Source organism: Pinisolibacter aquiterrae (assembly GCF_019160155.1).
Lineage (GTDB): Bacteria > Pseudomonadota > Alphaproteobacteria > Rhizobiales > Ancalomicrobiaceae > Pinisolibacter > Pinisolibacter aquiterrae.
The window spans coordinates 271,766-287,277 of the sequence record NZ_JAFNIH010000025.1; the positions used below are offsets into that span (position 1 = coordinate 271,766).

The 15,512-nt window shown below is 69.9% G+C and carries 13 protein-coding genes; 5 read left to right on the plus strand and 8 right to left on the minus strand.

Going from position 1 to position 15,512, the window contains the following annotated elements; all coding sequences use genetic code 11:
* Window positions 1-47: 47 nt before the first annotated feature.
* A complete protein-coding gene (locus J3S89_RS10775; protein ID WP_217927540.1) occupies window positions 48-3,755 on the plus strand; it encodes a vitamin B12-dependent ribonucleotide reductase in 3,708 nt (1,235 codons plus the stop codon).
* Window positions 3,756-4,060: 305 nt separating this feature from the next.
* Window positions 4,061-4,528 (plus strand): BA14K family protein, encoded by a 468-nt coding sequence (locus tag J3S89_RS10780; protein ID WP_230489072.1) that lies wholly within the window; start codon window positions 4,061-4,063, stop codon window positions 4,526-4,528.
* 157 nt (window positions 4,529-4,685) lie between these two features.
* On the opposite strand, the gene J3S89_RS10785 is transcribed toward J3S89_RS10780, so the two are convergent.
* On the minus strand, window positions 4,686-5,552 hold the full coding sequence (locus tag J3S89_RS10785) for a xanthine dehydrogenase (protein ID WP_217927541.1): 867 nt from the start codon (window positions 5,550-5,552) through the stop codon (window positions 4,686-4,688).
* Between the two features lie 333 nt (window positions 5,553-5,885).
* Between J3S89_RS10785 and J3S89_RS10790 the strand changes: the two genes are divergently transcribed.
* The 3 genes from J3S89_RS10790 to J3S89_RS10800 all read left to right on the plus strand — a co-directional run bounded on the left by J3S89_RS10790 (window position 5,886) and on the right by J3S89_RS10800 (window position 10,272).
* Window positions 5,886-7,421, plus strand: a complete 1,536-nt coding sequence (locus tag J3S89_RS10790; protein WP_217927542.1) for an OpgD/OpgG family glucan biosynthesis protein — start codon at window positions 5,886-5,888, stop codon at window positions 7,419-7,421.
* 30 nt (window positions 7,422-7,451) lie between these two features.
* Window positions 7,452-9,728: a glucans biosynthesis glucosyltransferase MdoH gene (gene mdoH, locus J3S89_RS10795; protein WP_338019791.1), complete on the plus strand. Its 2,277-nt coding sequence runs from the start codon at window positions 7,452-7,454 to the stop codon at window positions 9,726-9,728.
* Between the two features lie 67 nt (window positions 9,729-9,795).
* Window positions 9,796-10,272, plus strand: a complete 477-nt coding sequence (locus tag J3S89_RS10800; RefSeq protein WP_217927544.1) for a hypothetical protein — start codon at window positions 9,796-9,798, stop codon at window positions 10,270-10,272.
* Between the two features lie 151 nt (window positions 10,273-10,423).
* On the opposite strand, the gene J3S89_RS10805 is transcribed toward J3S89_RS10800, so the two are convergent.
* From J3S89_RS10805 to J3S89_RS10835, 7 genes are all read right to left on the minus strand, one after another.
* Window positions 10,424-10,867 carry a hypothetical protein gene (locus J3S89_RS10805; protein WP_217927545.1) on the minus strand — a complete coding sequence of 148 codons (444 nt, stop codon included), beginning with the start codon at window positions 10,865-10,867 and terminating at the stop codon, window positions 10,424-10,426.
* A gap of 112 nt (window positions 10,868-10,979) precedes the next feature.
* Complete coding sequence (gene tgt / locus J3S89_RS10810) at window positions 10,980-12,143, minus strand: tRNA guanosine(34) transglycosylase Tgt (protein ID WP_217927546.1); 1,164 nt, start codon at window positions 12,141-12,143, stop codon at window positions 10,980-10,982.
* The gene (gene queA / locus J3S89_RS10815) at window positions 12,140-13,222 is read right to left on the minus strand and encodes a tRNA preQ1(34) S-adenosylmethionine ribosyltransferase-isomerase QueA (protein ID WP_217927547.1); all 1,083 of its coding nucleotides are present in this window, start codon (window positions 13,220-13,222) and stop codon (window positions 12,140-12,142) included. Before queA ends, tgt begins: the two co-directional genes overlap by 4 nt.
* Before the next feature lie 138 nt (window positions 13,223-13,360).
* Complete coding sequence (locus J3S89_RS10820) at window positions 13,361-13,837, minus strand: peptidylprolyl isomerase (RefSeq protein WP_217927548.1); 477 nt, start codon at window positions 13,835-13,837, stop codon at window positions 13,361-13,363.
* 107 nt (window positions 13,838-13,944) lie between these two features.
* Window positions 13,945-14,307 (minus strand): TfoX/Sxy family protein, encoded by a 363-nt coding sequence (locus J3S89_RS10825; protein WP_217927549.1) that lies wholly within the window; start codon window positions 14,305-14,307, stop codon window positions 13,945-13,947.
* Window positions 14,304-14,963 (minus strand): LysE family translocator, encoded by a 660-nt coding sequence (locus J3S89_RS10830; RefSeq protein ID WP_217927550.1) that lies wholly within the window; start codon window positions 14,961-14,963, stop codon window positions 14,304-14,306. Before J3S89_RS10830 ends, J3S89_RS10825 begins: the two co-directional genes overlap by 4 nt.
* Before the next feature lie 59 nt (window positions 14,964-15,022).
* Window positions 15,023-15,415, minus strand: coding sequence for a NifB/NifX family molybdenum-iron cluster-binding protein (locus J3S89_RS10835; protein WP_217927551.1), 393 nt, complete (start codon window positions 15,413-15,415; stop codon window positions 15,023-15,025).
* Window positions 15,416-15,512 lie beyond the last annotated feature (97 nt).

The following is a 15,512-nucleotide window of genomic DNA, read 5'->3' on the forward strand; positions in this document are numbered from 1 at the left end:
GGTTCGGCGGTGCCTCGCACCGACCGACGGGCTGGGGATCGAAGACCATGCGCATCGAGCGTCGCTACACGACGGCTGGGCAGTCGCCCTATCAGGCGATCGAATTCCGCACCACCACCAGCGAGATCCGCAATCCGGACGGCTCGGTGGTGTTCAAGCTCGACGGCATCGAGGTGCCGGCCGCCTTCAGCCAGGTCGCGGCCGACATCCTCGCCCAGAAGTATTTCCGCAAGGCCGGCGTCCCGGCGCGCCTGAAGCGCGTCGAGGAGGAGACCGTCCCCTCGTGGCTGTGGCGCTCGGTGCCCGACGAGGCGGCGCTCGCCGCCCTGCCCGAGGCCGAGCGCATGGGCTCCGAGCACGACGCCCGTCAGGTCTTCGATCGTCTCGCCGGCACCTGGACCTATTGGGGTTGGAAGGGCGGCTACTTCGGCAAGGAGGAGGACGCCCGCGCCTTCTTCGACGAGTTGCGCGCCATGCTCGCCCTCCAGCTCGTCGCCCCCAACAGCCCGCAGTGGTTCAACACCGGCCTGCACTGGGCCTACGGCATCGACGGCCCGTCGCAGGGTCACTTCTACGTCGACTACCAGTCCGGCGAGCTCGTCCGCTCCCAGACCGCCTACGAGCACCCCCAGCCGCACGCCTGCTTCATCCAGTCCGTCGCCGACGATCTCGTCAACGAGGGCGGCATCATGGACCTGTGGGTGCGCGAGGCCCGTCTCTTCAAGTACGGCTCCGGCACCGGCTCGAACTTCTCGGCGCTGCGCGGCGAAGGCGAGCGCCTCGCCGGCGGCGGCCGCTCCTCCGGCCTGATGAGCTTCCTCAAGATCGGCGACCGCGCCGCCGGCGCCATCAAGTCGGGCGGCACCACCCGCCGCGCCGCCAAGATGGTGGTGGTCGACGTCGATCACCCGGACATCGAGGCCTACGTCAATTGGAAGGTGAAGGAGGAGCAGAAGGTCGCCGCCCTGGTCACCGGCTCCAAGACCTGCGCCAAGCACCTCTCCGCCGTGATGAAGGCCTGCGTCAACTGCGAGGCCCCCGGCGACGACTGCTTCGATCCGGCCAAGAACCCGGCTCTGAAGCGTGAGATCCGCGCCGCCAAGAAGGCCTTCGTGCCGGAGAACTACGTCAAGCGCGTCATCCAGTTCGCCAAGCAGGGCTATACCGACATCGAGTTCCCGATCTTCGACACCGATTGGGATTCGGAAGCCTATCTGACGGTCGCCGGCCAGAACTCCAACAACTCGGTCCGCGTCACCGACGGCTTCCTGCGCGCCGTCGAGCAGAACGGCAAATGGGATCTGATCCGCCGCACCGACGGCAAGATCAAGAAGACCATCGACGCCCGCGCGCTGTGGGACGACATCGGCCATGCCGCCTGGGCCTCGGCCGATCCCGGCATCCAGTTCCACACCACCATCAACGACTGGCACACCTGCCCGGCCTCCGGCGAGATCCGCGCGTCGAACCCGTGCTCCGAGTACATGTTCCTCGACGACACGGCCTGCAACCTCGCCTCGATCAACCTGCTGCCCTACCGCACCGCCGACAACGGCTTCGACGTCGCCGCCTACGAGCACACCTGCCGTCTGTGGACGATCGTGCTCGAGATCTCGGTGCTGATGGCGCAGTTCCCGTCGCAGGCGATCGCCGAACTCTCCTATCGCTACCGCACCCTCGGCCTCGGCTACGCCAACATCGGCGGCCTGCTGATGTCGTCGGGCATCTCCTACGACAGCGCCGAGGGCCGCGCGATCTGCGGCGCCCTCTCGGCGATCCTGACCGGCGTCGCCTATGCCACCTCGGCCGAGATGGCCGAGGAGCAGGGCCCCTTCCCCGGCTACGAGCCCAACGCGAGCGAAATGCTGCGGGTCATCCGCAACCACCGCCGCGCCGCCCACGGCGAGGCGACCGGCTACGAGAAGCTCGCGACCCTCCCGGTGCCGCTCGACCACGCCTCCTGCCCGAACAAGGCGCTGATCGAGGCCGCCACCCGCGCCTGGGATCGGGCCCTGAAGCTCGGTGAGAAGCACGGCTATCGCAACGCCCAGGTCTCGGTGGTCGCCCCGACCGGCACCATCGGCCTCGTCATGGACTGCGACACCACCGGCATCGAGCCCGACTTCGCCCTGGTGAAGTTCAAGAAGCTCGCCGGCGGCGGCTACTTCAAGATCATCAACCAGTCGGTCACCTCGGCGCTGCGGGTGCTGGGCTATCGCGAGAGCGAGATCGCCGAGATCGAGGCCTGGGCCGTCGGCCACGGCTCGCTCGATCAGGCGCCGGGCGTCAACACCGCGACGCTGCGCGCCCGCGGCTTCACCGACGAGGCGCTGGCCAAGGTCGCCGGCAGCCTCAAGTCGGCCTTCGACATCAAGTTCGTCTTCAACAAGTGGACCCTCGGCGAGGAGTTCTGCACCAAGGCGCTCGGCTTCACCGCCGAACAGCTGAACGACCCCGCCTTCGAGATGCTGCCCGCGCTCGGCTTCACCAAGGCCGAGATCGAAGCCGCCAACATCCACGTCTGCGGCGCCATGACGGTGGAGGGCGCTCCGCATCTGAAGGCCGAGCATCTGCCGGTCTTCGACTGCGCCAACCCCTGCGGCCGCACCGGCAGGCGCTTCCTCTCGGTGGAGAGCCACATCCGCATGATGGCGGCGGCCCAGCCCTTCATCTCCGGGGCGATCTCCAAGACCATCAACATGCCCAACGACGCCACCGTCGAGGACTGCAAGAACGCCTATCTGCTCTCCTGGCGCCTGGCGCTGAAGGCGAACGCGCTCTATCGCGACGGCTCCAAGCTCTCCCAGCCGCTGAACAGCCAGCTCGTCGCCGACGACGAGGACGAGGCGGAGGACGCGATCGAGGCGATGAAGGCGTCCGAGCCGGCCCAGGCCCGCGCCGCCGTCGCCGCCGAGCGCATCGTCGAGCGGATCATCGAGCGCGCCGTCCGCAACCGCGAGAAGCTGCCGAACCGCCGCAAGGGCTACACCCAGAAGGCGATCGTCGGCGGGCACAAGGTCTACCTGCGCACCGGCGAATACGACGACGGCCGCATCGGCGAGATCTTCATCGACATGCACAAGGAAGGCGCCGCCTTCCGCTCGCTGATGAACAACTTCGCCATCGCCATCTCGCTCGGCCTCCAGTACGGCGTGCCGCTCGAGGAATATGTCGACGCCTTCACCTTCACCCGGTTCGAGCCGGCCGGCATGGTCATGGGCAACGAGGCGATCAAGAACGCCACGTCGATCCTCGACTACGTCTTCCGCGAGCTGGCGGTCTCCTATCTCGGCCGTCACGACCTCGCCCATGTGAAGCCCGAGGACATCGGCCACACCGCCATGGGCTCCGGCGTCGCCGAGGGCTCCAAGCCGGCCGGCCCCGAGGCCGCCGTCTCGCGCGGTCTGGTGCGCGGCAAGCTGCCGGAGCGCCTGAAGGTGGTCGAGGGCTCGGCCCCCCGCTCGACCGGCGACGGCCGTCCCGCCGGCACAGTCTCCTCGGCGAGCGCCGCCGTCACCGCGCTCAGCGCCGTCTTCGGCGCCACCGCGCTGAAGCAGGACGCGGCCTATGACGCCAAGCCCGCCGCCGCCGGTGCCACCGAGGCGAAGCCCGTGACCGCCGCCGACCGTCGCGCCGAGGCGCGGATGAAGGGCTACGAGGGCGAGAGCTGCTCGGAATGCGGCAACTTCACCATGGTGCGCAACGGCACCTGCCTGAAGTGCGACACCTGCGGCTCGACCTCCGGCTGTTCGTGATCCGGCCGGGCCACGGCCCGCGCCGCACGACGACGAAAGATCCCTCCCCGACGCCGTCGCGGAGGGATTTTTCATGCGCCATCGCGCCGCGCCTCGTCCGCCGCTCGATGGCCCCGGCGGCGGCGAAGACGGCGGTCCCCCTGCGATCGGCGCGTGTTCGCGAAAGATTCTCGCGAAATCCGTATATTCGCCCATTGCCGGATCGGCTCACGATGCCGACATGTTCGAAAGGCCGCCGACGTAACGCCGGAGGCGGAATCCCTTTTCCAGACGCGGGCTCGCCTCGCGACGTCAGGAGGTTCCCCATGCGTATCTCGACCCGTATCGCCGCCGTCTTCCTGGCCGCCACGGTCGGGCTGATGCCTGCCGTCGCGTCGGCCCAGACCTTCTTCCCGCCCGTCGGCGCCGCCCCCGGTGGGCGTCCCGGCCCCGGCCCGGGTGTGCGTCCGGGCGGTCCGGGCTTCCATCCGGGTGGCCCCGGCGTGCGTCCGGGCGGCCCGGGCTTCCGTCCCGGCGGCACCGGCATGCATCGTCCGCCTCCGCCGCGCTACTACGGCGGGCGCTACTATCGTGACGACGGTTGGGATCCCGGCGCGGCCGCCGCCGCCGGCATCATCGGCCTCGCGGTCGGTGCCATCGCCGCCGGCGCCGCCTCTCAGGCCGCCACCGACGACGGCCATGTCGATCGCTGCCTGCGGCGCTATCGCTCCTACGATCCGTCGACCGACGCCTATCGCGGCTACGACGGTCGCCTGCATCGCTGCCGTCTGTGACGGCACCGGCGTGACGCGCCGCCGCCCGCTCCCTGCGGCGACGCGGCACACCCCGGAGACGGCATCCCCTGGAGATCTCCGTCGACGCGCCCTCGGGCGCGTCGATTGCGTTTCCGCCCCCCGTCACGCCCGCCCGAGCCGCGACGCACAGGGCGGATCAGAACAGGCTCTCGTCGTTGCGAATCGCGGCCGAGAGGCGATCGACCGTCGCGATCGCCGCGAGGACACGCCGGATGCCCTCCGCGATCGCCCGCCCGCGCGCGTCGACCCCGCGCCACGCCACATCGCCGCCCGGCGGCACGATCTCGACCAGCCCGACCCCGCCGATCACCAGCGCGTCGTCGCGCGCGATGCCGATCACCCGGCCGTCGCGGGGCGCGACCACCGCCTCGCCGTCGACCCGTCCAACCGTCATACCGCGATAGACCATGCGCCCGACCTCGAACGGGGTCCGCCAACGCCCGGCGCAGGGCGACCGCATCTCCGGTCCGCCGGCCGCGTCGCCCCCGCCGTCGCCCTCGCCTGCGACCGGCCCGCGCCAGACCGCCCGCCCGGCCGCCTCGCCCCGGCTCTCCACCGCGACGTCGCAATGCCCTCCGGCGACGAACCCCGGCCCGACGCCGATCGCCACCCCGGCGAGCCCGCGCAGGTCCGCTCGCTCCCGCCCCCCTTGCGGCCGCGCGTCGATCAGCACGTCCGCCGCCCGGATCGCCAGAACCTCGTTGAGATCGAGATCGACCACCGCGACCCGCCGGGGCTCCGACAGGATCACCGCCAGCTCGAACCCGTCGTCGGCCCGGATCGCCTCGACCCCCTCGAGCGTCGCCGCCTCGCCGTGGGCGGCGTCGTCGAACGCCATCCCCCGCCGCAGAACCATCCGCGCCGGATCCCGAACCAGGACGACGCGACGCCCCGCCTCGGTCAGCCGCAAGGCGATCGCCGAGGCGATCTCGTCACTGCCCAGGACCACGACGAAGGACACCCCGTCTCGGCCGAGAAAGTCGGCGATCCGCGTTCTGTTCATCTTCCCCCCGATGTCTCGCCTCCCAGTCTAGCGCCCGCGACGGCGCGACCGAAGCGCGAAGCCGAAAGAACGGACCACCCGCGACCTCATGACCGAGGCGAGGACCAGAGCCGGCGCCGGCGCCGCGCCGCGCGCGAAGCCTCACCCCCGCTTCCCGCGACGCCGCAGAAGTCGTTGACCGATCGAACGAATGAGCTATGGTCGGCCGTCCTTCCGGTCGAACAATCCGGGCGCGGACGGCGCGTCCTCGCGGCGGCCGTCGCGTTCGGCGTTTCGGCCGACGGCCAATCCCGCCGCCGCAATTTCGGCCATGTTTCGGCCGACGGATCTCCCATGGATCGCCGAGACTTTCTGACCTCGTCCCTGGCCTGCGCGGCGGCTCACGCCTTCGCGTCCCTCGCGGTCGCCACCCCGGCCGCCGCCCAGACGCCCACGACGGCGCCGCCCCAGGACCAGCCCTTCGGCTATCAGGCCCTGAAGGAGGAGGCGCGTCTGCGCTCCACCAAACCCTGGGTCGAGCCGGCCGGCCGCATTCCCGCCCGCTTCGCCGACCTCGGCTTCGAGCAGTATCGCGAGATCCGCTGGCGCCGCGACCTCTTCGTCTGGCGCGGCGAGAATCGCGGTTTCGCGCTGGAGCCGCTGCCGGCCGGATCGGTCTACAAGCTCGCCGTCGACGTCTATCTGGTCGAGAACGGTCTCGCCCTGCCGATCTCCTTCGATCGCGAGCGATTCGACTGGGGCCGCACCTCGCCGCCCGAGGACGGCGTCGCCCTGCCCTTCTCCGGCGTCAAGCTGCATCGCCCGGCCGAGGCCGATCGCTGGCCCGAATTCGCCGTGTTCCAGGGCGCGAGCTATTTCAAGGCGACCACCCGCGACCTGCGCTACGGCCTGACCGCGCGGGGCCTCGCCATCGACACCGCCTCTCCGGACGGCGAGGAGTTCCCCACCTTCACCCGCTTCTACGTCGAGAAGCCGGAGGAGAACGCCCAGTCGATCCGCCTCTACGCCCTGCTCGAGTCGAAGAGCCTGACCGGCGCCTACCGCATCACCCTGCGCCAGGGCGCGGAGGTCGCCACCGACGTCGAGCTGACGCTGTTCCCGCGCGTCGACCTCGGCCACGTCGGCCTCGGCGCCCTCAACTCGATGTTCCTCTACGGCCCGATCGGCCGCACCCGCCAGGACGACATCCGCCCGGCGGTCCATCTGAGCGACGGGCTCGCGGTCAAGACCGGCGCCGGCGAGCGCCTGTGGCGGCCGCTCGCCAATCCGACCACCCTGCAGATCTCCGCCTTCGGCGACGAGAACCCGCTCGGCTTCGGTCTCGCCCAGCGCGCCCGCACCTTCGCCGACTTCCAGGACATCGAGCAGCGCTGGGAACAGCGCCCCTCCGCCTGGGTCGAGCCGGTCGGCGACTGGGGCAAGGGGTCGGTGGTGCTGGTCGAGATCCCCTCCGACAGCCAGATCCACGAGAACATCGTCGCCTATTGGCGCCCGGTCGCCAAATTGCCGGCGGGCCAGGAGTTCTCGGCCGCCTATCGCCTCCATTGGCAGGCCTCGGGGCTCGAGCCGACCGATCTCGCCCGCGTCTCCGCCAGCCGCGAGGGGCGCGGCGGCACCGACGCGCGCCGCCGCTTCGCCATCGATTTCGTCGGTCCGACGCCGCCGACCGGCGAGCTGCACCTCGCCGTCTCCGCCTCCGCCGGCAAGATCGTCGCGCCGATGATCGTGCCGAACCCGGCCGCCGGCGGCCACCGCGTCACCTTCGATCTCGAACCCGGCAATGCCTCGCTGGTCGAGCTGCGCGTCCAACTGACCGACGGCAACCGCCCGGTCAGCGAGACCTGGCTCTACCGCTGGGTCGCCGCCTGATCCCTTCCTCGCGCCATGCGGAATGACCCCGTGACCACGGACGCATCCCTCACCTCCCCCGCCGCCGTCCTCGCTCCGGTGCCCCCGGAAGCGCCGATGGCCATGCCGGTGCAGAAGCTCGACGTCTGGAACGGCCGGCCGCCGACCGAGGTCGACCGCCCGACCGGCGTCGTCACGCGTCTGGTGCGTCTCTTCGTCTTCGGCCTGGGCTTCCTGATCTCCGCCTATGGCGTGCGCGAGATGGTGGGCGTCGTCTCCGCCGGCGGCATCGTCGGCCTGGAATGGCCGCTGATTCTCTTCTTCGGCCTGACCTTCTCCTGGATCGCCCTCTCCGCCGCCTCCGGCATCGCCGGCTTCTTCGCCGGCTTCTTCGAGCGCCGCCCGAAGAATCTCGATCGCCCACTCGACGCCATGACCGCGCTGGTCATGCCCGTCTACAACGAGAGCCCGGCCCGCACCATCGGCGCGCTCGAGGCCATGGCCGAGGAGATCATCGCCCTCGGCGAGGGCCGGCATTTCGAGATCTTCGTGTGTTCCGACACCACCGACCAGACCGCCTGGGTCGAGGAGGAACTGGCGATCGACCGCCTGCGCCATCGCCTCGGCGATCGCATGGCGGTGTGGTATCGCCGCCGCCACAAGAACGTCGCCCGCAAGGCCGGCAACATCCAGGACTTCGTCACCCGCTGGGGCGACCGCTACGACCACATGCTGGTGCTCGACGCCGACAGTCTGATGATGGGCACCACCATCGTCACCCTGGCGCGCCTGATGGAGGACGACGCCAAGGCCGGGATCATCCAGACCCTGCCGGTGATCGTCAATCGCAACACGCTCTTCGCCCGTCTCCAACAGTTCGCCGGCAGCATCTACGGGCCGGTAATCGCCCGCGGCCTCGCCGTCTGGCACGGCCGCGACGGCAACTACTGGGGTCACAACGCCATCATCCGCACCAAGGCCTTCGCCGAGGCCTGCGGCCTGCCGGATCTGCCGGGCCGCAAGCCCTTCGGCGGTCACGTCATGAGCCACGACTTCGTCGAGGCGGCGCTGATCCGGCGCGGCGGCTGGGCCGTCTACATGGTGCCGTGGCTGGCGGGATCCTACGAGGAGAGCCCGCCCTCGCTCCTCGACGTCGCCATGCGCGACCGCCGCTGGGCCCAGGGCAATCTCCAGCACATGGCCCTGCTCGGCACGCGCGGCCTCGTCTGGCCGTCGCGGGTGCACTTCTCCACCGGCATCATGAGCTATCTCGCCTCGCCGATCTGGCTGATGCTGCTGCTGGTCGGCTTGGCGCTGGCCTTGCAGGCGCGGTTCATCCGGCCGGAATATTTCTCCAAGGAATTCTCGCTCTATCCGGCCTGGCCGCGCTTCGATTCGGAGCGCGCGGTGTCGCTCTTCCTCGTCACCATGGGCGTGCTCTTGCTGCCCAAGGTGCTGGGCGTGATCGAATCGCTGATCCGCGGCAACGTCCGCCGCCGCTCCGGCGGCGCGATCGCCATCGTCGTCGGCATGGTGCTGGAGACGCTGATCTCGGCACTGGTCGCCCCGGTGATGATGCTGCTCCAGTCGCGCCACGTCGCCGAGATCCTGCTCGGCCGCGATTCCGGTTGGAAGACCCAGCGCCGCGACGACGGCGGCATCCCGCTGGCCGAGGTCATCCGCCACCATTGGCAGCACGCGACCATCGGCGTCGTCATGACCTTCGCGGCCTATGTGATCTCGCCGGCGATCCTCGCCTGGATGTCGCCGACGGTGATAGGCCTGATGCTGGCGGTGCCGATCTCCTGGGCCTCAGGCTCGCTCGCCGCCGGCCTCGCGCTGAAGAAGATCCACCTCCTCCTCATCCCCGAGGAGACCGACCCCCCCGCCATTCTCGCCGCCGCCCGTGCCGCCCAGCAGCTCGCGGAAGCCGAGTTGCCGGAGGTCGAAGACGGCCTCACCTCGGTGGTGGAGAACCCGGTCGCCCGCGCCGTCCATGCCCGCATGCACCTGCCGCCGCCGCTGCGCGCGCGCGGCAAGCCCGAGCTCGAGCCGGTGATGGCCGCCGCCAAGATCCACGAGGCGACCAATTTCGCCGAGGTCCTCTCCTGGCTCGGACCGAAGGAGCGCATGGCGGTGCTGTGCGAGCCGGAGCTGATCAAGTCGATCGACCGGCTGATCGTGACGCCCGAGCCGCCGCCCAACCTCGTCGCCCTCGAGGAACGTCGCGTTCAACCCTATCCGGCCGAAGTCCCGCCCCAGGCCCACGAGTTCGTGGGCGAGAGCGAGACGGAGACCACGCCCGAGACGTCCCCCACCGGCGGCTGACGCCCGCCGGGGCACCTTCCCCCCTCCAGACGCCGGCCGCGCGCCGCAAGAGCAGGAGATCTGCCCCATGTTCGACGTCCGACGTCTCGCCCTCGCCTCCCTCGTCGCGCTCGTGCCGGCGCTCGCCGTCGCCGCCGAGCCGGTCCCGAAATATTCCGTCGCCCTGACCCTGTCGCCCGCCGCCGTCGCCAAACTGACGAAAGTGAAGGAACAGGTCACGGTCTCCGCGCACTATTACGGCATGCCGACCGAGGCGGCCGAGAAGAAGAAGATCCCCAACGAGATCGGCGAGATCGATCTCGGCGACGAGGAGATCACCCGCCCCCTCGCCGAGCCGCGTGCGGTCTTCGCCTTCGCCGGCAAGGGCTTCGACATGAAGAAGACGAAGTGGATCCATGCCGGCACCTCCGGCATCCTGATCAACGTCTATTCGGCGCGGCGCTCGGTCGACGACAACATCCTCGATTGCGGCATCTACCAGGACACCGTCGAGCTGGCGATGTCGAAGCCGATCGAGATCGCCTGCAAGCTCATCGGCGAGTGATGCCGAGCGGGGACCGTTCCGACCTGTTCGCGACGCTCCCCGCGAAGGCGAGCCCGAGCGGGCCTCGGCCGGTCGGGCCGTGACGCTTCGACATCGGACAGGCCCGACTTTCGCAAGTTCGGTATGAGAGCGGACGAGCGGGACGCGCGCCTCAGTGCGGCGCGCCCCACACGCGGATGAACCCGCCGTTGCTGCCGCCGTTGACGCAGACCGCCGGCCGCGCCAGCACCACGGTATAGATCCCCGTATCGAAATCGACGCCCGGCGCCCACGTCGCCACGCACCAGGCGGACTGGTAGGGATCGCAGCTGCCGCGCGCCATCGTCCCTTGGACGATGGTCGTGCCGTCCTTCTCGAGCCGGAAGGCGACCGACCGCTCGCCCGCCTTCCAATTGTACCAGACCTCGATCCGCTCGACGCGGATCGGCACGCCCACCTCGAACCGCGATCGATCCGTCCCCGAGCAGGCGGCCGGATTCCAATTCTCGTAGAGCGGCGTCTCGGCGGCGGCCGGCGTCGCCATGACGACTGTGAACGCGGCGAGGGGCGCGAGCGCGAAGGCGCGGGCGAGAGCGGCAACGGAGGCGATCGTCATGGCGCGGTTCCTCCTCGGGCGACGACGACGAGACGCGATCCTCTAGAGGACCCGAAGTGTCGTCCCGCCCGCAACCCGCCGCCATGCGAGAGATCAAGCGACGGCGCGGGGCTCAGAGCGGGGCGATGTCGCCCTCGGCCCAACCCGCGATCGTCTCCGCCTTCCAGTCGGCGTAGCGCCCGGCCTCGATCGCCTCGCGGGCTCCTCCCATCAGCGTCTGGTAGTAGGCGAGATTGATCCGGGTCAGCAGCATGGCGCCGAGCGCCTCGCCGGTCCTGACCAGATGATGCAGATAGGCCCGCGACCACTCGCGCGCCGCCGGCTCCGGGCTGGTCTCGTCGATCGGCCGGGGGTCGTCGGCGTGCCGGGCGTTCTTGAGGTTGACTCGCCCGCGCGCGGTGAAGACCTGCCCGTGCCGCCCGGCCCGGGTCGGCATGACGCAGTCGAACATGTCGATGCCGCGCGCCACCGCCTCGATCATGTCGTGCGGCGTGCCGACGCCCATCAGGTAGCGCGGCTTGTCGGCGGGGAGCAGCGGCGCCGTCGCCTCGATCACCCGGAGCATCACCTCCTGCGGCTCGCCGACCGCGAGCCCGCCGAGCGCGTAGCCGTGAAAGCCGATCTCGACCAGCCCGCGCGCCGAGCGCGCCCGGAGCTCCTCGTCGTCGCCGCCCTGAACGATGCCGAAGATGCCGTGACCGCGCTTACCGAAGAAGGCCGCCTTGGAGCGCGCCGCCCAGCGGAGCGAAAGCTCCATCGCCCGTTCCATGTCGGCCCGCGTCGCGGGCAGCGCCACGCATTCGTCGAGCTGCATCTGGATGTTCGAGCCGAGCAGGCCCTGGATTTCGATCGAGCGCTCCGGCGTCAGCTCGTGGCGGCTGCCGTCGATGTGGCTCTGGAAGGTGACGCCCTTTTCGGTGATCTTGCGGAGCTGCGCCAGCGACATCACCTGGAACCCCCCGGAATCAGTCAGGATCGGATGCGGCCAGTTCATGAGGCGGTGGAGCCCACCGAGGCGCGCCACCCGTTCGGCGCCCGGCCGCAGCATCAGATGATAGGTGTTGCCGAGGATCACGTCGGCGCCGAGCGCCCGGACCTGTTCCGGATACATGCATTTGACCGTCGCCTGGGTGCCGACCGGCATGAAGGCGGGCGTGCGGATCTCGCCGTGCGCCGTCGTCACCGTGCCGCGCCGGGCGGCGCCGTCGGTCGCATGCAGCGTGAAGCCGAAGGCGGGGGAGCTGTCGGTAGCGGAGGCGAGAGGCGCGTCGGTCATGAGCGGTCCGGGAAGAGCAGCGAGGCGTCGCCGTAGGAATAGAAGCGGTAGCGCCGCTCGATCGCATGGGCATAGGCCCGCTTCATCCGGTCGAGCCCGGCGAAGGCCGAGACCAGCATGAAGAGCGTCGAGCGCGGCAGGTGGAAGTTGGTCATCAGGGCGTCGATCGAGCGCACCGGCCGCCCCGGCGTGATGAAGATGTCGGTGGCGCCGGCAAAGGCCGAAAGCCGGCCCTCGCCGTCGCAGGCGCTCTCGAGGATCCGGAGCGACGTCGTTCCGACCGCCACGATCCGCCCGCCCGCCGCCCGCACGGCGTTGAGCCGCGCCGCGGTCTCGCCCGAGAGCACGCCGCTCTCGAAATGCATGACGTGATCGGCGGTGTCGTCGACCTTGACCGGCAAGAACGTGCCGGCGCCCACATGGAGCGTCACGAAATGCCGCTCGACCCCGAGCGCGTCGAGCCGGGCGAACATCGCGTCCGTGAAGTGGAGCCCCGCCGTCGGTGCCGCCACCGCGCCCTCCTCGCGCGCATAGATCGTCTGATAGTCGCGCTCGTCCTGGGCGTCGACGCCGCGCTTGGCGCCGATATAGGGCGGCAGCGGCATCGAGCCGATCGCGTGGATCGCCTGATCGAGATCGGGCCCGGCGAGATCGAAGGCGAGATCGACCACGCCGTCCTCGCTCTTGGCCGTGACCGTCGCCCAGACCTCACCGAGGAGGCACACCCGGCCCGCCTCGCCGAAGATCACGCGGTCGCCGACCTTGAGGCGCTTGCCCGGCCGCGCGAAGGCTCGCCAATGGGCCGCGCCGGCGCGCTCGATCAGATTGAAGACGACCGCCGTCCGGGCCTCACCACGCACGCGGATGCCCGAGAGCTCGGCCGGGATCACCTTGGTGTCGTTGAAGACGAGCGCATCGCCGGGCCGGAGCCACGCGGGCAGATCGCCGACGGTCGCGTCGGTGAACTCGGGCTCGCCTCCGGGCGCGACCACGAGCAGCCGCGCGCTCTCGCGCGGGGTGGCCGGGCGGAGGGCGATGAGATCGTCGGGAAGGTCGAAATCGAAGAGGTCGACGCGCATGGCACCGTCATATGCGGCCGGACGGCGGGACGCCAGCCTTCGTGTGACGCGAAACGGCCGGAGCATCCGCCCCGGCCGCCTCGAAACTCGATCCCTGATCGCCGATCCCTCGGCGATCACGCCGCGATCATTCGCCGATCACTCGGCGATGTCGGCCATGACCTTCACCGAGATCATCTTGTCCGGGTTCACGACCGGCTCGCCGCGCTTGATCTTGTCGACGTTCTCCATGCCTTCGACGACCTTGCCCCACACCGTGTACTGGCGGTTGAGGAAGCTGGCGTCGTCGAAGCAGATGAAGAACTGCGAATTGGCCGAATTCGGGTTCTGGGCGCGCGCCATCGAGGCGGTGCCGCGCACGTGCGGCTCGGCGTTGAACTCGGCCTTGAGGTCCGGGTACTTCGAGCCGCCGGTGCCGCGGCCGAGCGGGCAGCCGGTCTGGGCCATGAAGCCCTCGATCACGCGGTGGAAGACGATCCCGTCGTAGAACCCTTCACGCGCCAGCTTCTTGATGTGGGCGACGTGGTTGGGGGCGAGGTCGGGGCGCATGGCGATGACGACGCGGCCCTGGGTGGTTTCGATGACGAGGGTGTTTTCCGGGTCGAGAGCGGTCATGAGTGGCTCGGTCCTTGCGATTGGAGCAGGTCGGGGCGTCCGAGGCGTTTCCCGACGGTGTCGAGCCTTATCGACCGAAACCGTGTCGAGGGCAACGAGGGATTTCCTCACGCCCGCGTCGCGCGCGGCTTTCGGGGGGCGGGTTTCGCCGCCGCCGCCCGCCGCGCGGCGCCGATCGCGCCACGCGCCCAGTCGGCGAAGACGTCCGGATCGTCGAACACTACCTCCGGCGCCCGGGCATAGGACATCACCGTCGTCCGCCCGGTCTTGGTCTCGTAGGAGAAGCGCGGCAGCTCGCGTTCGTCGAAGGCCGGCCCGTTCTCCGCGTCGACCTTGAGATAGAGCGTGTCGGCGATCACCAGCGCGAAGGCGAGGCCCTCGTGCCAGAGACAGAGCCCGCCGAACATCCGCTTCGACGTGACGCCGCCGAGCGGCCGGCAGAGGTCGAGATAGAATTCGACGTCGCTCACGGGGTCGCTCCTCGGCTCGTGATCCATCCGGCGATGTCGCCGAAGGCCGGCCACAGCGAGACCACCAGCAACAGCCCCATGGTGAGATTGAAGAGGCGCAGGCGCAACGGATCGCGCAGGAACCGCGCGATGACCGTGCCGAGCCCGGCCCAGGCCGTCGTCGAGCCGATCCCCGTCAGGAGAAACACGCCGAACAGCAACGCCGCCCCGCCGATCGCCCCGAGCCCGTCCGGCACGTAGACCGAGACCGCCGAGATCACCATCACCCAGCCCTTGACGTTGACCCATTGGAACGCCGCCGCCTGGAAGAAGCCGAAGGGCTTCGCCCGCGCCGCCCCCGCCCCGGGATCGACGCCGCGATCGACCGGCTGAAACGCGATCTTCGCCGCGAGCCACAGGAGATAGACGACGCCCGCCACCTCGATCGCCGCGTGCAGCCACGGCACCGCCTTGAACACGCCGCCGAGCCCGAGCGCCACCAGCGCCGTCATCGCCGGATAGCCGAGCGAGACGCCCGCGATGTGCGGGAGCGTGCGGCGGAAACCGAAGTTCACACCCGAGGCGAGCAACATCACGTTGTTCGGCCCCGGCGTGAAGAAGGAGATCACGGCGAAGACCACGAGCGCGATCGTCTGATCGGCGAAGACATGGGACATCGGACGGGAGAACCTCTCGCAAGGCGCGCGGCGGGGGGGCGCGGTGAGGACCGTTCTCGTCAATGACGCGAGAACAGGTCGCGCAGCTTACAGAGACTGGTCGTGATGTCGAAGCGTTGTTCGGGGAGATCCTCCCCGGCGACGAGGAGCGTGAGCGCCCGGACCGGATCGCTCTCGCCGGTCAGAACCACGTCGGCGCCGCGCGCCTTCATGTGACGCACGAACCCGTCGCCGGCACTGCCCGCCACGACGATCTCGACCCCATCGAGCGGATGCGGACCGTCGTCTTGGAAATGGTGGAAGAGCTGCTCCTTGACGAGCTCGACCCGGCTCGGCTCCGGCAGCGGATCGCCCGCCCGCACGTCGGCGAGATCCCACAGGAGCCAGCACCGCGTCTGCCCGGCATGACCGGAGACGGTGGCCCAATCCTTCGTTGCGACGGCGATCCTCATGAGCCCTGCCCCTCGTCCTTGCCCGCCCAACCGATCAGCCCCGGCCGCCGGCGACAATGATCGAGATCAAAGGCGGAAGACCCACGCCGGACGGATC